The 25,668-nt window shown below is 52.8% G+C and carries 26 protein-coding genes and 2 pseudogenes; 21 read left to right on the top strand and 7 right to left on the bottom strand.

What is annotated here, in order from left to right; all coding sequences use genetic code 11:
- Positions 1–3: 3 nt before the first annotated feature.
- The 6 genes and pseudogenes from LA04_RS25295 to LA04_RS16030 form a co-directional block, all read left to right on the top strand.
- Positions 4–459, top strand: a pseudogene (locus LA04_RS25295) (T6SS immunity protein Tli3 family protein); the annotation flags it as partial.
- The gene (locus tag LA04_RS16050; RefSeq protein ID WP_442854770.1) at positions 347–952 is read left to right on the top strand and encodes a hypothetical protein; all 606 of its coding nucleotides are present in this window, start codon (positions 347–349) and stop codon (positions 950–952) included. The pseudogene LA04_RS25295 and the gene LA04_RS16050, both read left to right, overlap by 113 nt.
- A gap of 3 nt (positions 953–955) precedes the next feature.
- Positions 956–1,411: pseudogene (locus tag LA04_RS25290) on the top strand (T6SS immunity protein Tli3 family protein); the annotation flags it as partial.
- Positions 1,299–1,901, top strand: coding sequence for a hypothetical protein (locus LA04_RS16040; protein WP_442854769.1), 603 nt, complete (start codon positions 1,299–1,301; stop codon positions 1,899–1,901). The pseudogene LA04_RS25290 and the gene LA04_RS16040, both read left to right, overlap by 113 nt.
- A complete protein-coding gene (locus LA04_RS16035) occupies positions 1,901–2,158 on the top strand; it encodes a PAAR domain-containing protein (protein ID WP_047652360.1) in 258 nt (85 codons plus the stop codon). Before LA04_RS16040 ends, LA04_RS16035 begins: the two co-directional genes overlap by 1 nt.
- Positions 2,158–3,531 carry a hypothetical protein gene (locus LA04_RS16030; RefSeq protein WP_047652359.1) on the top strand — a complete coding sequence of 458 codons (1,374 nt, stop codon included), beginning with the start codon at positions 2,158–2,160 and terminating at the stop codon, positions 3,529–3,531. Before LA04_RS16035 ends, LA04_RS16030 begins: the two co-directional genes overlap by 1 nt.
- A gap of 119 nt (positions 3,532–3,650) precedes the next feature.
- Here LA04_RS16030 and tyrP read toward each other — a convergent pair whose 3' ends face one another.
- From tyrP to yecR, 3 genes are all read right to left on the bottom strand, one after another.
- On the bottom strand, positions 3,651–4,862 hold the full coding sequence (gene tyrP, locus LA04_RS16025) for a tyrosine transporter TyrP (RefSeq protein WP_047652358.1): 1,212 nt from the start codon (positions 4,860–4,862) through the stop codon (positions 3,651–3,653).
- Between the two features lie 251 nt (positions 4,863–5,113).
- The gene (gene ftnA, locus LA04_RS16020; RefSeq protein WP_023336146.1) at positions 5,114–5,611 is read right to left on the bottom strand and encodes a non-heme ferritin; all 498 of its coding nucleotides are present in this window, start codon (positions 5,609–5,611) and stop codon (positions 5,114–5,116) included.
- A 203-nt stretch (positions 5,612–5,814) separates the two neighbouring features.
- The gene (gene yecR, locus LA04_RS16015) at positions 5,815–6,153 is read right to left on the bottom strand and encodes a YecR family lipoprotein (RefSeq protein ID WP_047652357.1); all 339 of its coding nucleotides are present in this window, start codon (positions 6,151–6,153) and stop codon (positions 5,815–5,817) included.
- 234 nt (positions 6,154–6,387) lie between these two features.
- Here yecR and azuC point away from each other — a divergent pair, with 234 nt between their 5' ends.
- Together azuC and LA04_RS16010 are read left to right on the top strand one after the other, a co-directional pair.
- Positions 6,388–6,471: a stress response protein AzuC gene (gene azuC / locus LA04_RS24500; RefSeq protein ID WP_014884364.1), complete on the top strand. Its 84-nt coding sequence runs from the start codon at positions 6,388–6,390 to the stop codon at positions 6,469–6,471.
- A gap of 108 nt (positions 6,472–6,579) precedes the next feature.
- Complete coding sequence (locus LA04_RS16010) at positions 6,580–6,831, top strand: DUF2766 family protein (protein WP_008500405.1); 252 nt, start codon at positions 6,580–6,582, stop codon at positions 6,829–6,831.
- Between the two features lie 42 nt (positions 6,832–6,873).
- On the opposite strand, the gene LA04_RS16005 is transcribed toward LA04_RS16010, so the two are convergent.
- A complete protein-coding gene (locus LA04_RS16005) occupies positions 6,874–8,217 on the bottom strand; it encodes an anaerobic C4-dicarboxylate transporter (RefSeq protein ID WP_047652356.1) in 1,344 nt (447 codons plus the stop codon).
- A gap of 592 nt (positions 8,218–8,809) precedes the next feature.
- Positions 8,810–9,313, bottom strand: a complete 504-nt coding sequence (locus LA04_RS16000) for a non-heme ferritin-like protein (protein WP_047652355.1) — start codon at positions 9,311–9,313, stop codon at positions 8,810–8,812.
- Between the two features lie 787 nt (positions 9,314–10,100).
- On the opposite strand from LA04_RS16000, the gene araF reads away from it, so the two are divergent.
- The 5 genes from araF (at position 10,101) to otsA (ending at position 16,054) form a co-directional block, all read left to right on the top strand.
- A complete protein-coding gene (araF, locus tag LA04_RS15995) occupies positions 10,101–11,090 on the top strand; it encodes an arabinose ABC transporter substrate-binding protein AraF (protein ID WP_003859687.1) in 990 nt (329 codons plus the stop codon).
- Between the two features lie 69 nt (positions 11,091–11,159).
- Positions 11,160–12,674 (top strand): L-arabinose ABC transporter ATP-binding protein AraG, encoded by a 1,515-nt coding sequence (gene araG, locus LA04_RS15990; protein WP_047652354.1) that lies wholly within the window; start codon positions 11,160–11,162, stop codon positions 12,672–12,674.
- Positions 12,675–12,688: 14 nt separating this feature from the next.
- Positions 12,689–13,675 carry an L-arabinose ABC transporter permease AraH gene (araH, locus tag LA04_RS15985; protein ID WP_047652353.1) on the top strand — a complete coding sequence of 329 codons (987 nt, stop codon included), beginning with the start codon at positions 12,689–12,691 and terminating at the stop codon, positions 13,673–13,675.
- Positions 13,676–13,851: 176 nt separating this feature from the next.
- Positions 13,852–14,655 (top strand): trehalose-phosphatase, encoded by an 804-nt coding sequence (gene otsB, locus LA04_RS15980; RefSeq protein ID WP_047652352.1) that lies wholly within the window; start codon positions 13,852–13,854, stop codon positions 14,653–14,655.
- Positions 14,630–16,054 (top strand): alpha,alpha-trehalose-phosphate synthase, encoded by a 1,425-nt coding sequence (otsA, locus tag LA04_RS15975; protein WP_047652351.1) that lies wholly within the window; start codon positions 14,630–14,632, stop codon positions 16,052–16,054. Before otsB ends, otsA begins: the two co-directional genes overlap by 26 nt.
- Before the next feature lie 15 nt (positions 16,055–16,069).
- On the opposite strand, the gene uspC is transcribed toward otsA, so the two are convergent.
- Complete coding sequence (gene uspC / locus LA04_RS15970) at positions 16,070–16,498, bottom strand: universal stress protein UspC (protein WP_047652350.1); 429 nt, start codon at positions 16,496–16,498, stop codon at positions 16,070–16,072.
- Positions 16,499–17,293: 795 nt separating this feature from the next.
- Between uspC and flhD the strand changes: the two genes are divergently transcribed.
- From flhD to cheW, 6 genes are all read left to right on the top strand, one after another.
- Positions 17,294–17,644 (top strand): flagellar transcriptional regulator FlhD, encoded by a 351-nt coding sequence (gene flhD / locus LA04_RS15965; protein WP_008500415.1) that lies wholly within the window; start codon positions 17,294–17,296, stop codon positions 17,642–17,644.
- 2 nt (positions 17,645–17,646) lie between these two features.
- Positions 17,647–18,225: a flagellar transcriptional regulator FlhC gene (gene flhC, locus LA04_RS15960; protein WP_013096051.1), complete on the top strand. Its 579-nt coding sequence runs from the start codon at positions 17,647–17,649 to the stop codon at positions 18,223–18,225.
- A 123-nt stretch (positions 18,226–18,348) separates the two neighbouring features.
- Entirely contained in the window at positions 18,349–19,236 is an 888-nt protein-coding gene (motA, locus tag LA04_RS15955) for a flagellar motor stator protein MotA (protein WP_008500417.1), read from the top strand.
- Complete coding sequence (motB, locus tag LA04_RS15950) at positions 19,233–20,162, top strand: flagellar motor protein MotB (protein ID WP_047652349.1); 930 nt, start codon at positions 19,233–19,235, stop codon at positions 20,160–20,162. Before motA ends, motB begins: the two co-directional genes overlap by 4 nt.
- A 4-nt stretch (positions 20,163–20,166) precedes the next feature.
- Positions 20,167–22,203: a chemotaxis protein CheA gene (gene cheA, locus LA04_RS15945; RefSeq protein WP_047652348.1), complete on the top strand. Its 2,037-nt coding sequence runs from the start codon at positions 20,167–20,169 to the stop codon at positions 22,201–22,203.
- A 19-nt stretch (positions 22,204–22,222) separates the two neighbouring features.
- Positions 22,223–22,726: a chemotaxis protein CheW gene (cheW, locus tag LA04_RS15940; protein WP_023312262.1), complete on the top strand. Its 504-nt coding sequence runs from the start codon at positions 22,223–22,225 to the stop codon at positions 22,724–22,726.
- Positions 22,727–22,830: 104 nt separating this feature from the next.
- Here cheW and LA04_RS15935 read toward each other — a convergent pair whose 3' ends face one another.
- Positions 22,831–24,102, bottom strand: a complete 1,272-nt coding sequence (locus LA04_RS15935; RefSeq protein ID WP_047652347.1) for a dicarboxylate/amino acid:cation symporter — start codon at positions 24,100–24,102, stop codon at positions 22,831–22,833.
- A 429-nt stretch (positions 24,103–24,531) separates the two neighbouring features.
- Here LA04_RS15935 and LA04_RS15930 point away from each other — a divergent pair, with 429 nt between their 5' ends.
- Positions 24,532–25,104 (top strand): Csu type fimbrial protein, encoded by a 573-nt coding sequence (locus LA04_RS15930; RefSeq protein ID WP_047652346.1) that lies wholly within the window; start codon positions 24,532–24,534, stop codon positions 25,102–25,104.
- Positions 25,105–25,116: 12 nt separating this feature from the next.
- The gene (locus LA04_RS15925; protein ID WP_047652345.1) at positions 25,117–25,665 is read left to right on the top strand and encodes a Csu type fimbrial protein; all 549 of its coding nucleotides are present in this window, start codon (positions 25,117–25,119) and stop codon (positions 25,663–25,665) included.
- Positions 25,666–25,668: the final 3 nt, after the last annotated feature.

Here is a 25,668-nt window from a genome sequence, read left to right as displayed (position 1 = left end):
AGCATGAAAGGATTATGCTCAGGTCTGACAGCTGCAGCTGTATTTATAGCAGCGGGTTGCCAGGCGAAAGAGCCGCCGACGCAGGTGGTTTATCGTTTTGACGATCACCGCTATCTGGAACTGAAAGGTTGGGACTGCGAGGGCGAACTCTGGTATACGGATACGCAACGAGGCATTCACACCGAGCCCGTCAGTCAGTTTTACCGGATATTCACTAAGAAATTTGTCCATCCTTCAGAGCGTTACATAGCAATTCCTACCTGGGATTCTCCTGGAACCATGATTTCCAAAGATTATGGGCGGACGTGGGTACCTCAATTTTTTTCAGTAGGTCCAAATGAACCAGATGGAAGTAATCAACCGTCCTATGACGATATTATTTCTTTCACAGTCGTCAACGATCAGGGTTTTTTACAGACGAAACACCGGCTGTATATGTCGTCAAAACCGTTTGATGAAGAAATTTGTCCATCCTTCAGAGCGTTACATAGCAATTCCTACCTGGGATTCTCCTGGAACCATGATTTCCAAAGATTATGGGCGGACGTGGGTACCTCAATTTTTTTCAGTAGGTCCAAATGAACCAGATGGAAGTAATCAACCGTCCTATGACGATATTATTTCTTTCACAGTCGTCAACGATCAGGGTTTTTTACAGACGAAACACCGGCTGTATATGTCGTCAAAACCGTTTGATGACCCGCGTATTCTGCCCGGTGGTCCAGGGATTGAGTATACCGTGGATGATGGTATGGGGAGCAAAGTAAACGGCAAGCTGGAACCTCGATTTCCTGGCCCTGCTTGGGGGCTGGACTACATCACCAAGCAAGGTCTGAAAGAGAATACGGCGCAGTTTAAAACGAACTATCAGGACCTCCCCGATAAAGTGCCGGAAGTAAAAGGTTATACCGGCTGGGATCATATGCGTTGCGATATGGATGCGGGGCGATAAAGCATGAAAGGATTATGCACAGGTCTGACAGCTGCAGCTGTATTTATAGCAGCGGGTTGCCAGGCGAAAGAGCCGCCGACGCAGGTGGTTTATCGTTTTGACGATCACCGCTATCTGGAACTGAAAGGTTGGGACTGCGAGGGCGAACTCTGGTATACGGATACGCAACGAGGCATTCACACCGAGCCCGTCAGCCAGTTTTACCGGATTTTCACTAAGAAATTTGTCCATCCTTCAGAGCGTTACATAGCAATTCCTACCTGGGATTCTCCTGGAACCATGATTTCCAAAGATTATGGGCGGACGTGGGTACCTCAATTTTTTTCAGTAGGTCCAAATGAACCAGATGGAAGTAATCAACCGTCCTATGACGATATTATTTCTTTCACAGTCGTCAACGATCAGGGTTTTTTACAGACGAAACACCGGCTGTATATGTCGTCAAAACCGTTTGATGAAGAAATTTGTCCATCCTTCAGAGCGTTACATAGCAATTCCTACCTGGGATTCTCCTGGAACCATGATTTCCAAAGATTATGGGCGGACGTGGGTACCTCAATTTTTTTCAGTAGGTCCAAATGAACCAGATGGAAGTAATCAACCGTCCTATGACGATATTATTTCTTTCACAGTCGTCAACGATCAGGGTTTTTTACAGACGAAACACCGGCTGTATATGTCGTCAAAACCGTTTGATGACCCGCGTACTCTGCCCGGTGGATCTGGGATTACATATACCGCGTCAGATGGCGCTATACATCACCTAAAGCCTAATTCTTCTGGTCCTGCCTGGGGGCTGGATTACATCACCAAACAAGGTCTAAAAGAAGATACTGTCCAGTTTAAAACGAACTATCAGGACCTCCCCGATAAAGTCCCGGAAGTAAAAGGCTATACCGGCTGGGACCACATGCGCTGCGATATGGATGCAGGAAGGAAAGGATACTAATGAACGGCGTAATTCGACTCAATGACCCGCTGGTAAGCGGCGGGAAAGTGATTAAGGCATCAGGCGCGCAATTTATGGGCCTGCCTGTGGCTCTGAAAGGCGATGAAGTGACGTGTACGGAGCATAAAGGAACGTTCCCTATCAACGAATGCCACCCAACCTGGACGATGAATGACCGCGGCGTGGTCGTGGACGGCTGTAAAGCGGCGTGTGGTTGTGCTATCCGGACCACGCTACCTGTTGCGGGGGCTGTGTGATGAACTGGTGGTTGTATCCTGAACAGGACGAATTTAAAGAAGACTACCCCTATCTGGCAGTTTTTATCCTATATGTGATCGTCGTGATTATCGGTATTGCTGTTCGGGCAGTCACCTGGCCGGGTAATAAACATGTTGATCTCGATTTTCTTGCCCAGTCCGTTGTTATTCCCGTTGTTTTTCTGACGGGGTTCGTTCAGATGTGGTCTGTCGTGTATCACGGCATGAGGCACTACATGGAAACGAGGCTGCTGATTGCCGCCCGGCAGGAATACAAGGTTGTCAGCTTTGCCAGGGGGAATATTACCCTTGCTGGCTGGTCCGTACTCACTCCACCAAAGGCAACAAAGGAACTGGCACTGAGAATGCTGAAACTTGAGGGAGAGTTTCCGCTGGCCGCTAAAATGTCGTTGAAAATCGAGCTGGAAGAATCGTTCGATTTCACGAGGGCCGGGCAGGCAGTATCCCGCGTTCTGGAGCCCATGGCAGGGAAACTTTCTCGGTACCAGCAGATTGAAGCGCTGGTGTGGGTTCGGGGCGGGGATGAATCCTGTAGCGATGAACTCCGGCGCGTGCTTGAACGTTCTGCGATCGCGACGAAGAAAATCACTTTTTTACCTGAATGCCCGGACTATACGCAAGTCACGGAATGGATAAATCTGTCGAAAAGCTACGTCGTTCAACGGCTGCTTATCTGCGTCGATATGCATTCTGACGAAGAAGCATCTAAACAGATGGAAAATGTTACGGCACTTTTCTTCACGAACGACTACGTCAAAACAGCAGGAGAAAAACCGGTTTATTTTTATCAGCCGATGACGGGTGTCACAGACGTAGAAAGTAAAGTGCCCGTGTACCTGAGGACAGAAACCGTCAGCAAGCCTAAGCAACTCTGGTATACCGGGTTATCCCGCACAGAGAAGTATCCGCTGCTGGAAGTGCTGGACGAGAACAAAGTGTTGCCGGACAGGCTGGAGCTTGAGGCTTCGCTCGGTGAGCGCTCTGCCGGTTATCAGTGGCTGATGCTGGCGCTGGCCGCTGATGCGGTTATGTATGGGCAGGGCGATCAGCTTGTGGCCGCGTCCGCACAGAACCATTTTGCCATGGCCGCGCTATCCTCCCGGTTGACCTGCCAACCCGATTACCCCGAAGAAAAAAGATATACGCTGCCGTGGCAAGCTGGCGGGATTGGCGGTCTGATGTTGTTTTTTGGGCTGATGTTAAGCATTGCCAGCGTTGATGAAGCCGGTAAAACTCTGTCCGGCTGGTTTATAACGATAATGGCGGTTCTGTTAATAGGTTTATTCCTTGGGATGGGGGCATTGTTTACCTGGTATTATGGTGACAAAGCTTATGAGCACATGGGGATGTGATGATGAATGAAGCAATAATTTTAACGACAGCATTCCGGATGGTGATAATCGTAATATAAGGGATTGATTAAAGGGGAATCTCTCCCTATGAAAGCGGATAGTTTCCCCTTAAACCTTTGTTATCCCACTTCCGGCAGCATCCCGGCTGCAATCAACATCTGCACCAGAATAATCACCACACCACAGCAAAACACCACGCACAGCAGCGGTTTTCCTCCCGCCACGCGATACCCTTGCTGAGGATGCTGCTGGCGGCTTTTCCACGCCAGCAGGGAAGGGAGCAGCAGGGCAAGGATAGAGAGCGCCACCCCTGCGTAGCCCAGCGCCATCACAAACCCGCGTGGGTAAAACAGCGCAAAAGCGAGCGGCGGCAGGAAGGTGATGGCCCCCGTCTGCAACCGTCCGGCCGCGGTGTTGCGACGCTGGAACAGGTCGGCCAGGTAATCAAACAGACCGAGCGCCACGCCCAGAAACGAGGTTGCCAGCGCCAGGTCGGCAAACAGGTGCACCGCCAGCTCCACGTGCGGGGAGGTAACAACCTCGCGCAGTGCCAGCAGAAAACCGTTCAGGCCTGCGTGTTGCGCCATCAGGCCAATAAAGGTTGTGGAGTCAATGCTGCCCAGCGTCACCAGCTGCCAGAAAATATAGGCGATCAGCGGAATGGCACTGCCGATAACAAAGACGCGGCGCAGCTTGCGGATATCGCCGTTCATATAGCTGACGATGCTCGGTACGCTGCCGTGGAAGCCAAACGAGGTGAAAATGACCGGGATCGCGGAAAGCGCCAGCCCTTTTTCCAGCGGCAGCGTCAGCAGGTTGACCTTATGCACATGCGGCGCCAGCAGCACCAGCATGATAATCAGGAAGAGAATTTTGGCGCTGAACAGAAAGCGGTTAAACAGATCGACCAGCGATGTCCCCACGCAGAGCACGCCGCCGCCGATGAGCGCAAAGAAGATAGCGCCCGTCGCAGGGGTAATTTCAGAGCCAAACCAGTCGTTGACGCTGGAGGCGATGAGCTCTCCGGCACCGCTGATATAGGCGGCGGTCAGGGCGTACATCAGAAACATCATGCTAAAGCCGGTTATCCACTGGCCGTAGCGTCCCAGATAGCGCGCCGCCAGCGAACCCAGACCGGTGTCGGCGGGCACGTGCTGGTAAACCTCAAGCAGCAGCAGGGCGGTGTAGCACATTAGTGCCCAAAGCGTGCCCAGCAGCAGCAGGGTCATGCCAAATCCCACGCCCGCGGCCGCCAGGGGCATGGCCAGCATTCCTGCGCCAATTGTCGTTCCGGCGACGATAAAAATACTTCCCAGGGTTCTGTTTTTCACGCTTTCCTCTACAACGCTTCTTAACCGCAACAAAATCTGCGGCGCAGAGTAAGGGAAAAGCCGTAACTCGTCAAATCACCGTTACAAGTAGTGTAATTAAAAGTTTACGCATTGCGCTGCCGGCAATTCTATGACGTGGGGCGACGCTCAGGCGTGACGTAAACAGGGCGTACAGGGAATAAAATGGGTATTTCGATGCGGGGGAGGGAAGGTAAATTAACGCGGTGCCGGAAACCGGCACCGCGTAGAAATTAATTCTGCGTATCTAGCGTGGAAAGTTCTTTATCAATAAAGTAAAGACCTTCGCCGGATTTCCCTACCAGAGATAGTTTATCCAGCACAGATTTAAACAGCTTCTCTTCTTCGTGTTGTTCAGCGACGTACCACTGCAGGAAATTAAAGGTTGGATAATCCTGGCTGGTCATCGCCGCGTGAACCAGTTCGTTAATTTTCTGCGTGATTAGCTGCTCGTGCTCGTAGGTGGCGCGGAACAGTTCATCGAGAGAATTATACTCAGCGAAAGGTGATGTCACGGTTTCAATGCGCGGCAGGCTGCCCGTATCCGTAAGATAATCAAACAGACGCTGCATATGTGTCATCTCTTCCTGAGCGTGGCGACGCAGAAACGCGGCCGCACCTTCGAAGCTGTGGTAGCTGCACCAGGCACTCATCTGCTGGTAGAGGAGGGATGAAAAAAGCTCAAGGTTCATTTGCGCATTGAGCTTATCGATCATTTCAGTTTTCAGCATGGTGACGCTCCGGGTTATTATTTCTGGTTCACGATGAGCGACACTATAATTTGTTATTTAATTATATGCAAAACGTAAATTTTTATTTTATGTATTTAAAATACGAATGGGAATAAAACGCATTGGCAATTTTTATAATTTATTAATGAGAATTGTTTTTGTTCGTAATGAAATACACTGCCAGCAAACGCTGGCAGCTTCGATTAATACCAGGGATTATTTGACTTAGGGTTAACGGCGTAACCCATACATTTATACTGGATAGTCACGCTCTCGTTCAGACACAAAGAGCCGCTCGTCAGGGTGCAGGTTTTAATGGGCTGACCATAGGCTGAGGCGGTGGCATACCCCATGCTCTGACACGCTTTTGCCGCCGTGCCGTTATTTACATACTCATCGGAATACGCATTTTGCAGCGCTGCCTGGCCGTAGTCGAGGCGGACGATGCCGTTCGGCGCGTCGAGGCTGCTGACTTCAGCCTGGCGGTTAATACTGCATCCCGCGAGCAGCAGGAGTGTGCCGGCTACAATGACTTTTTTCATGGTTCGCTCTGAGTGGATGGAAATACGTTATCGTACCCGCAGATGCCCGCCGCAATGCCTGGAATAGCCGGACAATCTGCCCTCACTCTTCGCAACGGGTCAGAGGAGAGTGCTATCAGGCCAATCCCTTATAAAAATGTGATGAGTATCACAAAATGATTGATTTTTGTGATGACGGTCATATTATAAGCACGTTGACAATAAAGTTGTATAACAAGTTAATGGAGCATCATCTTGAAACTGCGCAAAATCCTGAAAAGCATGTGGGCCAATTACTGCCGCACGTTCAAAGACGTGCCGCCAGGCGCCATGTTCTGATAAAAAAACCTGCTTCGGCGGGTTTTTTTGTACCTGCAGGCGATGAAGGGAAGATGTCAGGGGGCGTGTTTTGCTACTATGGCGGCCTTTAAATAAGGAGAAAATCCCATGTCACAAAACCTGAGCGCCGATCAGGAACTGGTCTCTGACGTTGTCGCCTGCCAGCTGGTTATCAAACAAATTCTTGATGTTCTGGACGTGATTGCGCCGGTTGAAGTGCGCGAGAAGATGTCTACTCAGCTGAAAAACATCGATTTCGCCAGCCATCCTGCTGCCGCGGACCCGGTTACGCTTCGTGCGATCCAGAAAGCCATCGCGCTGATTGAACTGCGATTCACGCCGCAGGGTGAGTCTCACTGAAGCAGGGAAAGGGGCGACGGGACGTGTCGCCCTTTTATGCGGTTAGAAGAACGTCTGAACCAGCAGGTAGCTCGCCGCGCACGCGCAGCTTACCCCAATCAGCCCTGGCAAAATGAAGCTGTGGTTGATGATAAATTTCCCGATGCGGGTCGTGCCTGACCGGTCAAAGCCGATGCAGGCCAAATCGCTGGGGTAGGTCGGCAGGACAAAATAGCCGTATGACGCCGGGAAAAAGGCGATCAGCATTTTCGGGTCGATGCCGAGCATGAGGCCCATCGGCGCAACGGCCGTCAGCGCAGCCGCCTGGCTGTTCACCAGTTTTGATACCAGAAACAGCACGATGGCATACGTCCACGGGTGGCTCTTCACCACGCCTTCAAGCGCCAGCTTTAATTCGTCGAGATGCGCCTGGAAAAAGGTATCGCTCATCCACGCCACGCCAAATACTGAGAAGATCGCGACCATACCAGCCTTGAACACCGCGCCGTTGGAAATAGCCGACGCGTTGACCTTACAGGCCATCAGCATCACGGCGCCCGCAATTAACATCATCATCTGGATGACAAGGTTCATCGACAGCGCCGTCATTTTGCCTTTTAGCTCAAAGGCGGGGCGCAGCTCAGGGAAGGCGCCCAGCAGAACGACCACGGCAATGCCGGCAAAGAAAATCCACGTGGACCAGTAGGCCTGTTTAGGGAAACGCTGATTCATTAGCGTCTCCGTTCCGCCATAGATAAACTCGCGCTGCTTAGGATCTTTCAGCTTTTCCTGAAACTCAATGTCGTCCGCCAAATCTTTCCCACGGCGTAAGCTCCACAGGGCCGCAATGGCTACGCCGAAAAGCGAAGCGGGAACCGACACGGCGAGAATTTCCAGGATCCCCCACGCGTGGCCGATCCCATGCTGGGCCGCCAGGATAGACACCAGCGACACAACGGCAACGGAAACGGGGGATGCCGTAATCGCCATCTGTGATGCCACCGATGCCACGGCCATGGGGCGCTCCGGGCGGATCCCTTTTTTCAGGGCGATATCCGCAATGATGGGGAACATGGTGTAGACCACATGTCCGGTGCCGCACAGAAAGGTCAGCATCCATGTGGTGAAAGGGGCGAGCAGGGTGATGTGCTGCGGGTGTTTGCGCAGCAGACGTTCAGCAAACTGCATCATGACGTTGAGGCCGCCCGCAGTCTGCAGCGTAGCCGCACAGCCAATTACCGCAAGAATGGTCAGCATAACGTCAACCGGCGGTTTACCCGGTTGCAGACCAAAGACAAAACATAAAATAAAAAGACCAATACCGCTGATTAACCCAAGCCCCATACCGCCGAAACGCGTACCCGTCAGCAGGCAGAGGAGAATGACAACAAACTCAATGGTGATCATGATGCTCCCTCGTCAATGATTATGTAACTAAATAAATCATCACACGTTGTGTGGTTAATCATTGGGAGCCAGATCTGATTTGTTAAATGTCAGCAAAAGCAGATGGTTGGAGATGGGAAAAGGAATCCTGCCTCAGGTGGGAGGAGGGATCCCCACAAAACAATGCCTGCATGGACGACTCCCTCTCCCTTGAGGGAGAGGGCTGGGGTGAGGGGGAACATACGGCTGTGGTGGTCATTCCGTTCACTTCATGTTCCTTGCTACTCTTTAACGACATGACCGGTGAACGTGCCAGGGCGGCTCAATCGCCGCCGCCCTGGCGACCCGGGCTCCCGGCGGTAAATCGCCGCTTCGCGGTGCCCTCAGCTTATTCCTTCAGGCTATCGGGTCGGGCATGAGCCTGCATCCCTGCAGGCCACACCCTCTCGGCGCATCCCTGCGCCTCGCCCCGGCCTTAACGGAAACGCTTCGGCGATTTACAGCCGGACCAGGACATCGCTGTCAGTTATTCACTTGCCTGAAACAAAATTCATCGCTTCAGGTTAATAAATTCTTGGGAAACCCTCAGCCCGGTTGGAGCAGATTAAAAAACTCAGTGTTGCTGCACCGACACAATGTCGAGCAGATGACGGTCGGTCTGCTCAGGACATAAACCCGCCTGCTGCGCGTGATGGATCTCATCCGCCAGCGTCTTCAGCAGCATGCCATCCTGCTGCTGCTCTTTGTCCATATCGCGTAAGAATCTGAGCGTCGTAATGTCCTGCTGCGCTTTGGCTTCATCGGCCAGTTTGCTGAGCGTGCTGCAGCGTTGCTCGTACTCTTCAAGCGTTTTCTGGAACAGTTCTTCCAGGCAAGAGTAGTTTTCGTTGATCCCATCAAGGGCTTTGACGACAGGATTTGCCCCTGCGGCTTTCAGAAAGTTAAAGACACGCATCATATGCGTGACGTTACTTTGCGCCTGCGAGCGAAAGAAGGTGGCAGATCCCGTGAGACTATTCTCGGCACACCACGCGCTTAAGTGAAGGTGCAGATTCGAGGCGTAGAACTCAAGGTTCATCTGCGCGTTAAGTTTTTGCATCATCGTTTGGGTAGCCATACTCATATCCTTATTGACTGTGGGACGTGATGTCCGTTGCTTAACCTGAGCACCAGGCAAATACGAAGATAAAAGCAGATATAGACATTCTGCCGTGAGCGAAATCGACCGAAATTCACTTCCTGTGTTCGATATAAATAAGCATACCCTTGTCTTTGGTCTAAGAAAACTCTTAATTAGGCTGTGTTTACCATACATTACAAAGTTTAATATAGTACAGAAATAAAATTAGCTAGCCATGAATGGAGTTTTATTTAAAGTGATAATAATTAAGGGTTTTTACCGTGAGAGTGCATTGTTGCTCTTTCGGGAATATTAAGTTGGAATATTACTCCGTTAAAAACAGAAATACGGTTTAATCGTTTCGAATATATGATGTGTCAATAAAATTGCGCTAAATCAAATTCTGCGGAATAACGTTTTTCAGGTGCATTGTACATTCGTGATGAAAAACATGTTGAACCCGTTTAACGCCAGGTGCCGTTTTGCCCGCTGAGGGGCATCAGGGATATCTTGGCTAATCTTATGGATAATTCTGCTTAACCCCCTTCTATTTGTCTGACAAATCCTGTCTTTTTTATGTCATTTTTCGCTGAATTTATGTACGCAATTACTGTAATTCTGCGGTGTGATGGGGCTCTCTTATGGATGATTAATTTCCCGCTAAAACTATCACCAGCAATAACGCTTATGACGAGGTAAGCGCTAATGCCTTGTTTTAAGTCCGATTAAATAAGAAGCACGCACTTATTCCCTACAGAAAAGAATGCTAAAGCTGGAGTTTACCATGCACAAATTTACTAAAGCGCTGGCGGCCATCGGTCTGGCTGCCGTTATGTCACAATCCGCTATCGCTGAGAATTTAAAACTCGGTTTTTTGGTAAAACAGCCCGAAGAGCCCTGGTTCCAGACTGAGTGGAAATTCGCAGATAAAGCCGGGAAAGATTTAGGTTTTGAAGTCATTAAAATTGCCGTGCCTGACGGCGAAAAAACCCTGAACGCCATCGACAGCCTGGCGGCCAGCGGTGCAAAAGGTTTCGTTATCTGTACCCCGGATCCAAAGCTGGGATCGGCAATCGCGGCGAAAGCGCGCGGTTACGACATGAAGGTCATCGCGGTTGACGATCAGTTCGTTAACGCCAAAGGCAAGCCGATGGACACCGTCCCGCTGGTCATGATGGCGGCGACCAAAATCGGCGAACGCCAGGGCCAGGAGCTCTATAAAGAGATGCAAAAGCGCGGCTGGGATGTCAAAGAGACCGCGGTAATGGCTATCACCGCTGACGAGCTGGACACCGCCCGTCGTCGTACTACCGGTTCAATGGACGCGCTGAAAGCGGCCGGCTTCCCGGAAAAACAGATCTATAAAGTCCCAACCAAATCCAACGATATCCCGGGCGCATTCGACGCCGCGAACTCTATGCTGGTCCAGCATCCGGAGGTTAAACACTGGCTGGTGGTCGGCATGAACGACAACACCGTGCTGGGCGGAGTACGCGCGACGGAAGGCCAGGGCTTCAAAGCGCCTGACGTGATCGGGATTGGCATCAACGGCGTTGACGCCGTCAGCGAGCTGTCTAAAGCGCAGGCTACCGGCTTCTACGGTTCTCTGCTGCCGAGCCCGGACGTTCACGGCTACAAATCCAGTGAGATGCTCTACAACTGGGTAACCAAAGGGGCCGAACCGCCGAAATTTACCGAAGTGACCGACGTGGTGCTGATTACCCGCGACAACTTCAAAGAGGAGCTGGCGAAAAAAGGGCTGGGCGGTAAGTAATACGCTGTGATTGTGCCCCTCGCATCGTGAGGGGCCAGACGTACACACTACAGGAATCACGGAGACGTTATGCGACAGTCTGATCCGTATCTCTCTTTTCGCGGCATCGGGAAAACTTTCCCCGGTGTTAACGCGCTGACCGATATCAGCTTCGACTGCTATGCCGGCCAGGTCCACGCCCTGATGGGGGAAAACGGCGCGGGGAAATCCACGCTGTTGAAGATCCTCAGCGGCAACTACGCGCCTACGACCGGCACGCTGGCCATTCGCGGCGAAGAGGTGGCGTTTGCCGATACCACGGCGGCGCTCAATGCCGGGGTGGCGATCATCTATCAGGAGCTGCACCTCATTCCTGAGATGACCGTGGCGGAAAACATCTATTTAGGTCAGCTCCCGCACAAAGGCGGCGTGGTAAATCGTTCGCTACTTAATTATGAAGCGGGGCTGCAGCTTAAACACCTGGGTCTGGACGTCGATCCCCAGACGCCGCTGAAATATCTCTCCATCGGCCAGTGGCAGATGGTTGAAATTGCCAAGGCGCTGGCGCGTAACGCCAGAATTATCGCCTTCGATGAGCCCACCAGTTCGCTCTCTGCGCGTGAAATTGAAAATCTGTTCCGCGTGATCCGCGAATTGCGTCAGGAAGGCCGTACGATTTTATATGTCTCGCACCGCATGGAAGAGATATTTGCCCTGAGTGACGCCATCACCGTCTTTAAAGATGGGCGCTATGTGCGCACCTTTACCGATATGCAGCAGGTTAACCATGACCAGCTTGTTCAGGCGATGGTCGGGCGCGATCTGGGGGATATTTATCACTGGCAGCCGCGCCAGTACGGCCCTGAACGCCTGCGTCTGGACAGCGTCAAAGCGCCGGGCGTGCGCACGCCGATTTCGTTATCGGTTCGCAGCGGCGAAATTGTCGGGCTGTTTGGTCTGGTGGGGGCGGGGCGCAGTGAATTAATGAAAGGCCTGTTCGGCGGTACCCGCATTACCGAAGGGCAGGTTTCTATTGACGGTGAACGGGTCGATATCCAGAAACCGGCTCACGCGATCAGGGCGGGCATGATGCTCTGCCCGGAAGACCGTAAAGCCGAGGGGATTATTCCGGTGCATTCGGTTCGCGACAACATCAATATTTCCGCTCGCCGCAAGTTTATTCGCGCAGGCTGCCTGATAAACGATGGCTGGGAGTCGAGCAACGCCGACCACCATATTCGCTCGCTTAACATCAAAACGCCGGGTCCGGAACAGCTGATCATGAATCTGTCAGGCGGAAACCAGCAGAAGGCGATTTTAGGCCGCTGGCTGTCGGAAGACATGAAGGTCATTTTGCTGGACGAGCCGACGCGCGGTATCGATGTGGGGGCAAAACACGAAATTTATAACGTGATCTATGAGCTGGCAAAACGCGGCGTGGCGGTGCTCTTCGCCTCCAGCGATCTGCCGGAGGTGCTTGGCGTGGCCGACCGCATTGTGGTGATGCGTGAAGGCGAAATTGCCGGTGAATTACTTCATGAACAGGCGAATGAACAACAGGCGTTGAACCTCGCCATGCCTAAAGTCAGCCAGGCTGTCGCCTGAGTAAGGAGTTAATGATGTCCTCTGTTACTACATCCGGAGCGCCGAAGTCGAAGTCGGCGCTGAGTTTTGGGCGTATCTGGGATCAGTACGGCATGCTGGTGGTCTTTGCCGCGCTGTTCCTCGCCTGCGCGATCTTTGTCCCTAATTTTGCCACCTTTATTAATATGAAAGGGCTGGGGCTGGCCATTTCCATGTCCGGGATGGTGGCCTGCGGGATGCTGTTCTGCCTGGCCTCCGGCGATTTTGACCTGTCGGTGGCGTCGGTTATTGCCTGTGCGGGCGTCACGACGGCAGTGGTGATCAACATGACCGAGAGCCTGTGGATTGGCGTTCTGGCTGGTCTGCTACTCGGCGTCATCAGCGGTCTGGTGAACGGTTTTGTTATCGCACGCCTGAAGATTAACGCTCTGATCACCACGCTTGCGACAATGCAAATTGTCCGCGGGCTGGCCTATATCATCTCCGACGGTAAAGCGGTGGGGATTGAAGACGAGCGCTTCTTTACCCTGGGTTACGCCAACTGGCTGGGTCTGCCTGCGCCAATCTTGCTGACCGTGGCCTGCCTGATCCTGTTCGGCTTCCTGCTCAACCGGACCACCTTTGGCCGCAATACGCTGGCGATTGGCGGTAACGAGGAGGCCGCCCGTCTGGCCGGGGTGCCGGTGGTGCGCACCAAGATTATTATTTTCGTGCTCTCAGGGCTGGTTTCTGCCGCCGCGGGGATCATTCTGGCTTCGCGTATGACCAGCGGCCAGCCGATGACCTCTATTGGTTACGAGCTGATCGTCATTTCGGCCTGCGTTTTAGGGGGCGTTTCCCTCAAGGGCGGCATCGGAAAAATCTCATATGTGGTGGCCGGTATCCTGATTTTAGGGACGGTGGAGAACGCCATGAACCTGCTGAATATTTCGCCGTTCTCGCAGTACGTGGTTCGTGGCCTGATCCTGCTGGCAGCTGTGATTTTCGACCGTTACAAGCAAAAAGCGAAGCGTACCGTGTAACCCTTTTCCCCGTCTTTTATTGCTCAACTTATAACCATAGTTGACCCCTTAACCGCCCCGCCAGTAAAACTGGCGTGGCGGTTGTCAAATGGCGAGCGACGTCACACTGTCTATACTTACATGGCTATGAAAGAGGTAAAGGCGTTTACCTCTCGTAAACCGTAAGGAGGAAAAGGGTGGCTGACATGTTAACCGCACCGCCTGTACTGCCCGGAAACTATGCTTTCTTTTTTGATCTCGACGGCACGCTCGCCGGGATAAAACCGCACCCTGATCAGGTGTCTATTCCGGATGCGGTGTTACAGGATTTGCATCAGCTCTCGCTCATGAACGAGGGAGCACTGGCATTGATATCAGGGCGCTCAATGGCCGAGCTGGATACGCTCGCCAGTCCTTACCACTTTCCGCTGGCCGGTGTACACGGAGCGGAGCGCCGCGACATCCATGATCACACGCATATCGTTTCACTCCCCGACGCACTCACGCAAACGCTGCATAAGCAGCTCTCTGCAGCGCTGGCCGAACTGCCCGGCACCGAGCTGGAAGCCAAAGGCATGGCCTTTGCCCTGCATTATCGTCAGGCGCCGCAGCATGAGGAGGCCGTGCTTGCGCTTGCTCAGAAGGTTGCAGATGCGCATCCACAGCTGGCATTGCAGCCCGGCAAATGCGTAGTGGAGTTAAAACCGAAAGGGATTAATAAAGGCGCGGCCATCGCCGCGTTTATGGCGTCGCCGCCTTTTAAAGGGCGAACGCCCGTTTTCATTGGGGATGACCTGACCGACGAGGCCGGGTTTCGCGTGGTGAATCAGGCCGGAGGGATCGCCGTCAAGGTGGGGCCTGGTGACACGGTTGCCGAATGGCGACTGGCGGATGTCGCCAGCGTCTGGCAGTGGATATCTGACATCGCTAACCAGCAACAACAACAAATAGCGCAAAGCAAAGGGGGAAACCATTATGGGTCGCTTAGTCGTCGTCTCTAACCGAATCGCACCGCCTGACGATAAAAAAGCCAGTGCAGGTGGCCTGGCGGTAGGGGTGTTAGGTGCCTTAAAAGCCGCTGGCGGGCTGTGGTTTGGCTGGAGTGGAGAAATCAGTGAAGAAGAGAAACCGCTCAAAAAGGTAACGCGCGGAAACATTACGTGGGCTTCATTTGCATTGAAAGAGAAAGACTATGACGAGTATTACTCGCAGTTCTCAAATGCCGTCCTGTGGCCTGCGTTTCACTATCGTCTTGACCTGGTCAAATTCCAGCGTGAATCCTTCGAAGGCTACTCGCGCGTGAATGCGCTGCTGGCGGATAAACTGCTGCCATTAATAGAAGAAGACGATATTTTATGGATCCACGATTATCACCTGTTACCCTTCGCGAGAGAGCTGCGAAAGAGGGGGGTGAATAACCGCATTGGTTTCTTCCTGCATATCCCGTTCCCGACGCCGGAAATTTTTACCGCGCTACCGCCGCATGAAGAGCTGCTGGAGGCGCTGTGCGATTACGATTTGCTCGGCTTCCAGACTGAAAATGACCGCCTCGCGTTCCTTGACTCCGTGTCAGGTAAAGCGCGTCTGGTGACCAAAGGCGGGAAAACCCATACGGCGTGGGGGAAAACTTTCCACACCGAGGTCTATCCTATAGGGATTGAACCAGACGAAATCGCGGAGCAGGCTTCCGGCCCGCTGCCGCCGAAGCTGGCGCAGCTTAAGAATGAACTCAAGCACGTGAAAAATATCTTCTCGGTAGAACGTCTTGATTATTCCAAAGGGCTGCCGGAACGCTTCCTGGCGTATGAAACGCTGCTGGATAAATACCCGCAGCATCACGGGAAAATTCGCTATACCCAGATCGCGCCGACGTCGCGCGGTGAGGTTCAGGCTTATCAGGATATTCGTCATCAGCTGGAGACAGAAGCAGGGCGCATTAATGGCCGCTACGGCCAGCTGGGCTGGACTCCGCTGTTTTACCTGAATCAGCATTTTGACCGTAAGATCCTGATGAAGGTTTTCCGCTATGCGGACGTTGGCCTGGTCACGCCGCTGCGCGACGGGATGAACCTGGTGGCGAAAGAGTATGTGGCGGCTCAGGATCCTGCCGACCCGGGTGTTCTGGTGCTTTCCCAGTTTGCCGGGGCCGCAAATGAGCTCACGTCGGCGCTCATCGTTAACCCTTACGACAGGGATGACGTGGCGAACGCGCTGAATCGTGCCCTGACAATGCCGCTCACGGAACGTATTTCCCGCCATGCTGACATGATGGAGACGATCCGGAAGAACGATATTAACCACTGGCAGGCGCGTTTTATTCAGGATCTCCGGGATATCGTTCCGCAAAGTCATGAGGGCAATCTGCAAAAAAAGATCGCGACCTTCCCTAAACTCGCCTGATTTTCTGCTGGGGGGTTAATGCCCCCCAAGCGGCACTAACAGCACATCAACCTGGCTCGACGCAACAATAGATTTCGCCGCACAGGCTGCGCGCGATAAAAAGCTGTGGTTATGGTTCCCGCAAATCACTAAATCAATATTTTGTCTGCGACACATATCGAGAATATGGGCGTTGAGTTCCCCGGTCGCAATAACGGTTTCATAAACGGGATATTGTGCCTTTTCAACTAATTCGCGCAGAAATTGCTGCGTTTCTTCCTGCATAACCTCACGAATATCCTCCAGCATGGGGGCTGCCAGCTGATTATACATCTCTGGCTCTGCGGCGAGCGTAATGAGGCTGATGCGTGCATTTTGAGGTCTGGCAATCGAAACTGCCCGGGCGACGAGTTGATGGCTTTCGGGGGAAACTGCAACGGAAACAAGAAGATGGGAGTAACTCATGGCGCACTCCTTAGATGTCTGAAAGACAGCGTTTAACCACCTTTACCGCGAAATCTCCGGTTCTGCAAGAGCAGATTACGACATTAGTGTGAAGCTTATCATAATTATTCATTAATTATTCTTATAAGAAGAATAACTGGAAAACACGCCTAAATGAAAAAAAATTAACAACTTAACGTAAATCACACAATTCCACGCTTTGACGGTTAAATCGTTTTGATCCGTTACAAACTCATTTCGAATGATCACGTTATGAAACATCTTTTTTGTACTGCCTGCATAACTATATGTTTTTTCACGGTAAGAAAAATGTTTCCAGGAAAGGGGCCTGATGTAAATGTTTCCGCGCGGCGCTTACCGCAGGAAAAGCACGTTGCATGCCAGTTTGGATCACCCTTCTGCATGAGTATTCGTCAATTAAGAATACAAAACAGTACCGATTGGCTAAATATTGAACAAATTACAAGTCATACTGATGGATTTATGGGTCATATTCACTTAAATTGTGTGACGTGGATCACATTTTTTTTAAATTTGAGGGTGGCTGGATTGTATGTGTCAAAACTGACGAGTAGAGTTTGCGTCGAATTAGGAAAAATCTTAGTTATTTGTAAGAAATGATAAATCATGTAAGAGACGCATTCGCGGTTTCTCTCTTACGGTTTCAGTGAATACAAACCTAAATTCAACTATGCATTTAGCCTTTTCTTTTTTATACCGGGTGATTTCCCGGCGACATCACGGGGTGCGGTCTTTCCGCATAAAAATAATAGTTGGTTATTCGGGATGGGAACAATGCATACATCCGAGTTGCTAAAACATATCTATGACATCAATTTGTCGTATTTACTGCTCGCGCAGCGTTTGATTAGTCAGGACAAGGCGTCCGCGATGTTTCGTCTGGGTATTAACGAAGAAATGGCAACCATGCTGGGCGGTTTAACCCTCCCGCAGATGGTTAAACTGGCTGAAACGAATCAACTGGTTTGCCAGTTCCGTTTCGATGATTCACAGACAATAACGCGTCTGACGCAGGAATCCCGTGTGGACGATCTTCAACAGATTCATACCGGTATTCTTCTTTCCACTCGCTTGCTTAACGAAATCAGCCAGCCTGATGACGTAGCCCGTAAGAAAAGGGCCTAGCAATGAGCGAGAAAAGCATTGTTCAGGAAGCGCGTGACATACAGTTGGCCATGGAGCTGATTACACTGGGTGCTCGTTTACAAATGCTGGAAAGCGAGACTCAACTGAGCCGTGGTCGTCTCATCAAACTGTACAAAGAGTTACGTGGTAGTCCCCCGCCGAAAGGCATGCTGCCGTTTTCTACCGACTGGTTTATGACGTGGGAGCAGAATATTCATGCTTCCATGTTCTGTAATGCCTGGCAGTATCTTCTCAAAACCGGTTTGTGTAGCGGCGTTGACGCCGTGATCAAAGCGTACAAACTTTACCTTGAACAATGCCCACAGCAGGAAGAAGGCCCTCTGCTGGCGCTGACCCGCGCATGGACGCTGGTGCGTTTTGTTGAGAGCGGAATGCTTGAACTGTCGCGCTGCAACTGCTGCGACGGCAATTTTATTACCCATGCTCATCAACCTGCAGGCAGCTTCGCCTGTAGTTTATGTCAGCCTCCATCCCGCGCAGTAAAAAGACGTAAACTTTCCCGGGATGCTGCCGATATTATTCCACAACTGCTGGATGAACAGATCGAACAAGCTGTTTAACCCGAACGTGTGGGAAAAATTCCAGCAGCGGTAAGCAATTACCGCTGCTTTTTTTTACCCCGCAAACGGTAAACGCTGCGAGCTGGACGTCCTTGCCATAGTCACTAGCGGAAGGATGATGTCGTGCTTATCTTATTAGGTTACCTGGTAGTTCTCGGTACAGTTTTCGGCGGTTACATGATGACCGGCGGGCACCTTGGAGCACTCTATCAACCGGCTGAACTTATTATCATCGGCGGCGCAGGGGTAGGGGCTTTTATCGTTGGCAACAACGGTAAATCGATCAAGGGCACGCTGAAAGCGATTCCGTTGCTGTTCCGTCGCTCGAAATACACCAAAAGCATGTATATGGATCTGCTGGCACTGCTCTATCGCCTGATGGCGAAGTCGCGTCAGCAGGGCATGTTCTCCCTTGAACGGGATATTGAAAACCCGAAAGAGAGCGAAATTTTTGCCAGCTATCCGCGTATTCTTGCTGACGCCATGATGCTGGATTTCATCGTCGACTATCTGCGACTGATCATCAGCGGCAACATGAATACCTTCGAAATCGAAGCGCTGATGGACGAAGAGATCGAAACCCACGAAAGCGAATCTGAAGTGCCGGCCAACAGCCTGGCGCTGGTCGGCGACTCGCTTCCGGCATTCGGTATCGTTGCCGCAGTAATGGGCGTGGTTCACGCTCTGGCCTCGGCAGACCGCCCGGCAGCCGAGTTGGGCGCGCTGATTGCCCACGCGATGGTGGGAACTTTTCTCGGTATTTTGCTGGCGTACGGCTTTATCTCTCCGCTGGCGAGCGTTCTGCGCCAGAAGAGCGCGGAAACCACCAAAATGATGCAGTGCGTGAAGATCACGCTGCTCTCTAATCTCAACGGTTACGCGCCACCGATCGCGGTTGAGTTTGGCCGTAAAACGCTTTACTCCAGCGAGCGTCCGTCGTTTATCGAGCTTGAAGAACACGTGCGTGCGGTGAAAAACCCAAACCAACAGACGACAACTGAGGACGCATGAAAAACCAGTCCCATCCGATCGTCATCGTAAAAAAACGCAAGCACAAGGGCGGCGGGCATGGCGCACACGGCTCGTGGAAAATTGCGTACGCCGACTTTATGACTGCAATGATGGCGTTCTTTCTGGTGATGTGGCTGATCTCCATCTCCAGCCCAAAAGAACTGATCCAGATTGCCGAATATTTCCGCACGCCGCTGGCAACGGCGGTAACCGGTGGGCCGCGAATCTCTAACAGCGACAGCCCGATCCCGGGCGGCGGCGATGATTACACCCAGCAGAAGGGTGAGGTGAAAAAAGAGCCGAACATCGACGAGCTGAAAAGAAAGATGGAGCAGGCGCGCCTGAAGAAACTGCGTGGCGATCTCGATCAGCTGATTGAAGCGGATCCGAAACTGCGCGCGCTGCGCCCGCATCTGAAGATCGACCTGGTGCAGGAAGGGCTGCGTATTCAGATTATTGACAGCCAGAACCGACCAATGTTTAAAACCGGAAGTGCGGAAGTTGAACCGTACATGCGCGACATTCTGCGTGCTATTGCTCCGGTGCTGAACGGCATTCCTAACCGAATCAGCCTGTCAGGACACACGGATGATTTCCCGTATGCCAGTGGGGAGAAGGGATACAGCAACTGGGAGCTTTCTGCCGATCGTGCCAACGCCTCGCGTCGCGAGCTGGTGGTAGGTGGGCTTGATGATGGCAAGGTACTGCGCGTAGTCGGCATGGCCGCAACCATGCGCGTTTCCGACCGCGGGCCGGATGATGCCATCAACCGTCGTATCAGTCTTTTAGTGCTGAACCAGCAGGCGGAGCAGGCCATCCTGCATGAAAACGCCGAAAGTCAGAATGAGTCACTGGACGATTTAAAACAGCCTGGGGCCGTTCCTTCGGCTGCCGTTCCAACATCGCCACCAGCCAATCCGAGGTGATAGCGTGAGCATGGATATTAGCGATTTTTACCAGACATTCTTTGATGAAGCCGACGAATTGTTGGCCGATATGGAGCAACACTTGCTCGATTTGGTGCCCGAAGCACCGGACTCTGAGCAGCTCAATGCCATCTTCCGTGCGGCGCACTCTATTAAAGGCGGAGCCGGAACGTTTGGATTTACCATCCTGCAGGAAACAACCCATTTAATGGAAAACCTGCTTGATGAAGCACGACGCGGTGAGATGCAGCTCAATACCGACATTATCAACCTGTTTTTGGAAACCAAAGATATTATGCAGGAACAGCTCGACGCCTATAAAAGTTCGGCAGAGCCTGATGCCGCCAGCTTTGAATACATCTGCAATGCGCTGCGCCAGCTCGCCCTGGAAGCAAAAGGTGAGGTCGCTGCAGCCGTTGTCCCTGCGGCGAAACTGAGCGTTGTCGATGCGGTTGCTGCCGACGAGGCCGCGCCAGCCGCTGCACAAGCGGGCAAACTGCGCGTTGTGCTGTCACGCCTCAAAGAGAATGAAGTTAACCTGCTGGAAGAAGAGCTGGGTAACCTGGCGAAACTAAGCAACGTGGTCAAAGGCAAAGACAGCCTTGCCGCGACGCTTGATGACGGTATTGGCCAGGACGATATCGTGGCGGTACTGTGCTTTGTGATTGAAGCTGACCAGATCGCCTTCGAAACCGAAACGGCTGAGGTTGATGCCCCTGCCGCTGCGCAAGAGGTGGCCGTTGTCGCTCAGGCCGCCGCACCGGCTGTGGCTCCTGCGGCTCCGGCGCTGAAGGCCGTGCCAAAAGAGGCCGCGGCACCTGCACGTGGTGAAAAACCTGCCGCGCGCTCCAGCGAGTCAACCAGCATCCGCGTTGCCGTTGAGAAGGTCGACCAGCTGATTAACCTGGTTGGCGAACTGGTGATCACCCAGTCGATGCTGGCCCAGCGTTCTAACGAACTGGACCCGGTCACGCACGGCGATCTGATCACCAGCATGGGTCAGCTGCAGCGTAACGCCCGCGACCTGCAGGAATCGGTCATGTCCATTCGTATGATGCCGATGGAATATGTCTTCAGCCGCTTCCCGCGTCTGGTTCGCGACCTTGCAAGCAAGCTGAATAAACAGATTGAACTGACCCTGATGGGCAGCTCAACCGAACTGGATAAGAGCCTGATCGAGCGCATTATCGACCCGTTAACGCACCTGGTGCGTAACAGCCTCGACCACGGTATCGAACTGCCGGAAAACCGCATTGCCGCCGGAAAATCCCCGGTCGGTAACCTGATCCTCTCTGCGGAACACCAGGGCGGGAACATCTGCATCGAAGTGACCGATGACGGCGCGGGGCTTAACCGCGAGCGCATCCTGGCAAAAGCGATTTCGCAGGGGATGGCGGTCAATGACAACATGACCGACGAAGAAGTGGGCATGCTCATCTTCGCGCCGGGCTTTTCTACCGCGGAGCAGGTGACCGACGTCTCCGGACGCGGCGTAGGCATGGACGTGGTGAAACGTAACATCCAGGAGATGGGCGGCCACGTTGAGATCCAGTCTAAACAGGGTTCCGGCACCACCATTCGCATCCTGCTGCCGCTGACGCTGGCGATCCTCGACGGCATGTCAGTCAAAGTGGCCGACGAAGTCTTTATCCTGCCGCTGAACGCCGTGATGGAATCCCTGCAGCCGCGTGAAGAAGATCTGCATCCGCTGGCGGGCGGCGAGCGCGTGCTCGAAGTGCGCGGTGAGTACCTGCCGCTGGTGGAACTGTGGAAAGTGTTCGAAGTGGACGGGGCGAAGACAGAGGCCACGCAGGGCATCGTTGTGATCCTGCAAAGCGCGGGCCGCCGCTACGCGCTGCTGGTCGATCAGCTGATTGGCCAGCACCAGGTGGTAGTGAAGAACCTCGAAAGCAACTACCGCAAAGTGCCGGGTATTTCTGCCGCCACCATTCTGGGTGATGGTAGCGTGGCGCTGATCGTCGATGTGTCGGCGCTTCAGGGATTAAATCGTGAACAACGTGTGGCGTACACAGCCGCCTGATTAAGTAGAAGGTAATAACATGACCGGTATGAGTAATGTAACGAAACTGGCGGGCGAGCCATCAGGGCAGGAATTCCTGGTATTCACTTTAGGCGATGAGGAGTACGGCATCGATATCCTGAAAGTGCAGGAAATTCGTGGTTACGACCAGGTTACCCGCATCGCTAACACGCCTGCATTTATTAAAGGTGTCACCAACCTGCGTGGCGTCATTGTGCCAATCGTGGACCTGCGCGTGAAGTTCAGCCAGGGCGACGTTGACTACGACGACAACACTGTGGTGATCGTTCTGAATCTGGGGCAGCGCGTGGTAGGTATCGTGGTGGATGGCGTATCTGATGTGCTTTCCCTGACCTCTGACCAAATTCGTCCTGCACCGGAGTTTGCGGTCACGCTGTCGACCGAATACCTGACCGGACTGGGCGCGCTCGGCGAGCGTATGCTGATTCTGGTGAACATTGAGAAGCTGCTGAACAGCGATGAGATGGCGCTGCTGGATATCGCCGCGAGTCACGTAGCGTAAGTAAATGCAAAACGGCAACCCAGGTTGCCGTTTTTTGTGTTTGCTCCCTCTCTCTGTGGGAGAGGGCAGGGGTGAGGGCATCAGGCCTCACCCTTTTTTTCACCTTACACTTCCTGCTTTAACAGCTCTGCTTCTGCTTCTGCTTCTGCTTCCCGCGCGCCTTCATTCTGCGACAGCATCGCGGTTGCGATCCCATTCCCCAGCACGTTAATTGCGGAACGGCCCATATCCAGGAAGTGGTCGATCCCCATCAGCAGCAGAATTCCCGCCACCGGAATGTTAAAGCTCGGAATGGTTGCTGCCAGCACCACCAGTGAAGAACGCGGTACGCCCGCAATCCCTTTCGACGCCAGCATCAGAGTCAGCATCAGCACCGTCACCTCAGAGAAGCTCAGATGAATGTTGTACGCCTGAGCGATAAACATTGAGGCGAATGAGCAGTACACCATCGAACCCACCAGGTTGAAGGAGTAGCCAATCGGCAGGACGAAAGAGGCGATGTTGCGCGAGCAGCCAAAACGCTCCAGCTGCTCCAGCGTTTTCGGGTAGGCGGCTTCAGAGCTGCTGGTGGTAAACGCCACCAGAACCGGATCTTTCAGCATGCTCACCAGGCGAAACACCTCTTTTTTCAGCACCATGTAACCCACGGCCAGCAGCACCATGCAGGTGAGAAGAATGGCAACATAGTAGCCGCCAATAAAGGAGGCGTAGTTCAGCAGAATGCCCAGACCCTGCGTGGCAATAACGGATGAAATCGCCGCGAAAATGGCCAGCGGCGCAACGTACATCACGTAACCTGTGACCTTCAGCATAATGTGGGAAACCACATCCAGCGCGGCCACCAGCGGCGCGTTGAATTTCTGCCCCAGCGACGCGCCACCGATGCCGAAGAACATTGAGAACACCACAATCTGCAGGATCTCATTGTTCGACATCGCCCCCGCGATACTGGTCGGAATGGTGTGCGACAGGAACGCTTTCAGCGTCATGCCGCCAACGGCCAGGCCGGTATCCACAGCTTCTGTCGGAACCGTCAGGTTCAGACCGCTTCCCGGATGCTCCAGCGTGACGATAAACAGGCCAACCAAGATAGAGAGCACGGATGAGCTGATAAACCACAACATCGCTTTGCCGCCAACACGGCCAATGGTGGAGGTTTCGCCCAGCTTCATAATGCCGACGGTGAGCGTGCTGAAGACCAACGGTGCAATGACCATTTTGATCAGGCGGAGGAAAATATCGGTCAGAAGGGTAATATTATCCGACCAGGCTTTGATGGCATCCGCAGATGCATATTCATGAATTGCTGCCCCTGAAAGAATACCCGCCAGCATGAATATCACGATGAAGAGTGTGAGTTTGTTTGCACTTGCCACGAAAAAAGACCCTCTATGCGCTTCAGATGTAGCCCGCGGCGATACATATAAATTTTTTATTACGACGCGGGAAATTATTCGGCACATAAATTGACGCAAAGTGTAGGGGGATACAACTCCTTTTTAAGTTTTATTAATTTTGTTGTTAATACGCTGACGATATATTGTGATCGTCGTCACACTTTAATGGATATATTCTCCCCTGATATAAAAAAAACGCTGCCTGAATTTATTTAACTTACTGTTATTTATAATGAAATTTAGTCAATAAGACATATGCCTTATGCGTTAAGGGGCAGGTGGTCGAAGCGATATCCGTAAACTAAATTCTCAGTAACCCCCTCAGAGGAACGTTAAGCGGGGCTAACATCTTGAACGACAAAAATAAAATGTGGCAAGGGAACGGAGACGTCTTCTGGAGGGTGGTAAATGAAAAGAAAACTTCTTTTGATCGGCGCAGGCACCTTACTGACTGCGACAATGGCCCATCAGGCGCTGGCCGTCACCAGCAGCGGCACTTTAGGCGCGACGCTGACGCTGACAAACGGATGTCTGATAAACGGATCGCCCGCGCAAAGTGGCATCAACTTCGGTACGCTCGATTTCGGTACCCATCCGGCTACCTTCTCCACGCTTACGACGCAGCTGAGCGGCGCCAGCGGCGGAAACACCTTCACCATTCAATGCACGACCGCCAGCTATACGGTCGCGATCACCGGTAATACCCACTCCACCGCGCCCGGCTCCGTTGTCGGTTCGCCGGGCACGCCAGAACGCTATCTGGTGAATACGGCCAACGCGGCACAGGGCGTGGCTTACAGCCTGTACAGCGACAGCGGGTTTAACACCGTGATTGCTAATAACGCGGCGCTGCCGATCGCGTCTACGGCCGGAGGGGTGGACAGTTACACCCTCTACGGACGGATTACCGGCGGCGGTAACAGCGTGACGGTCGTTCCGGGAACCTACACCGACACGATTAACGTCAGCGTCACCTACTAGTCCCGAACCGCCATGAAGGCATCTCTCACAGGTCTGCGCAAATGCGCAGAGGGACGCGTGCAGCCTTTTTTCGCGCTGATCGTCGGATTGCTCATGATGCCCACGGCGGATGCGGTGACATCCCAGTCGTTTAAGGTCAGCGCGACGATTGTCCCGGGATGCGCGGTGGCCACCGGTAGCGGAGGGCTTCTCGGTACGCTGGACTTTGGCAGCCATAACGGCGTCGAGAGCGCGCCGGTGAGCACCAGCTTTGTGCCAAACGGGGCGTTGTCCATCGCCTGTACGCCAGGCGTGGCGCTGAGCATGAGCATTAATGGCGGTCAAAATTATTCATCCGTTCGCCGCATGAAGCGTGCTAACGGCGCCGACGTGGTGCCATACCGGCTCTACAGCAGCAGCTCGCTGGCCGCGAACAGCGAAATTGGCGTCAACCAGGCGATAGCGGTGACCTATACCAACAGCAATAACATCGCGCTGCCGCTTTTTGGCGTGGCGCTACTGACCGGGTTTAGCCCGGCGGGAACCTATTCCGATCAGCTCACCGTGACCTTGTCATGGTAATAA

The organism is Enterobacter sp. UCD-UG_FMILLET, from assembly GCF_000762975.1.
Taxonomy (GTDB): Bacteria; Pseudomonadota; Gammaproteobacteria; order Enterobacterales; family Enterobacteriaceae; genus Enterobacter; species Enterobacter dykesii.
Note: the sequence above shows the minus strand (reverse complement) of the source record. Positions and strands in the feature narration are given on the sequence as shown.

Coding starts and splice junctions, on each gene's coding strand:
- cheW (WP_023312262.1), top strand. CDS start 22,223: ATGACCGGTATGAGTAATGTAACGAAACTGGCGGGCGAGCCATCAGGG.
- LA04_RS15925 (WP_047652345.1), top strand. CDS start 25,117: ATGAAGGCATCTCTCACAGGTCTGCGCAAATGCGCAGAGGGACGCGTG.
- uspC (WP_047652350.1), bottom strand. CDS start 16,498: ATGAGTTACTCCCATCTTCTTGTTTCCGTTGCAGTTTCCCCCGAAAGC.
- motB (WP_047652349.1), top strand. CDS start 19,233: ATGAAAAACCAGTCCCATCCGATCGTCATCGTAAAAAAACGCAAGCAC.
- LA04_RS16005 (WP_047652356.1), bottom strand. CDS start 8,217: ATGATCACCATTGAGTTTGTTGTCATTCTCCTCTGCCTGCTGACGGGT.
- araG (WP_047652354.1), top strand. CDS start 11,160: ATGCGACAGTCTGATCCGTATCTCTCTTTTCGCGGCATCGGGAAAACT.
- LA04_RS16030 (WP_047652359.1), top strand. CDS start 2,158: ATGAACTGGTGGTTGTATCCTGAACAGGACGAATTTAAAGAAGACTAC.
- flhD (WP_008500415.1), top strand. CDS start 17,294: ATGCATACATCCGAGTTGCTAAAACATATCTATGACATCAATTTGTCG.
- otsA (WP_047652351.1), top strand. CDS start 14,630: ATGGGTCGCTTAGTCGTCGTCTCTAACCGAATCGCACCGCCTGACGAT.
- LA04_RS16035 (WP_047652360.1), top strand. CDS start 1,901: ATGAACGGCGTAATTCGACTCAATGACCCGCTGGTAAGCGGCGGGAAA.
- LA04_RS15930 (WP_047652346.1), top strand. CDS start 24,532: ATGAAAAGAAAACTTCTTTTGATCGGCGCAGGCACCTTACTGACTGCG.
- ftnA (WP_023336146.1), bottom strand. CDS start 5,611: ATGCTGAAAACTGAAATGATCGATAAGCTCAATGCGCAAATGAACCTT.
- LA04_RS16000 (WP_047652355.1), bottom strand. CDS start 9,313: ATGGCTACCCAAACGATGATGCAAAAACTTAACGCGCAGATGAACCTT.
- yecR (WP_047652357.1), bottom strand. CDS start 6,153: ATGAAAAAAGTCATTGTAGCCGGCACACTCCTGCTGCTCGCGGGATGC.
- araF (WP_003859687.1), top strand. CDS start 10,101: ATGCACAAATTTACTAAAGCGCTGGCGGCCATCGGTCTGGCTGCCGTT.
- LA04_RS16050 (WP_442854770.1), top strand. CDS start 347: ATGGAAGTAATCAACCGTCCTATGACGATATTATTTCTTTCACAGTCG.
- LA04_RS16010 (WP_008500405.1), top strand. CDS start 6,580: ATGTCACAAAACCTGAGCGCCGATCAGGAACTGGTCTCTGACGTTGTC.
- araH (WP_047652353.1), top strand. CDS start 12,689: ATGTCCTCTGTTACTACATCCGGAGCGCCGAAGTCGAAGTCGGCGCTG.
- LA04_RS16040 (WP_442854769.1), top strand. CDS start 1,299: ATGGAAGTAATCAACCGTCCTATGACGATATTATTTCTTTCACAGTCG.
- flhC (WP_013096051.1), top strand. CDS start 17,647: ATGAGCGAGAAAAGCATTGTTCAGGAAGCGCGTGACATACAGTTGGCC.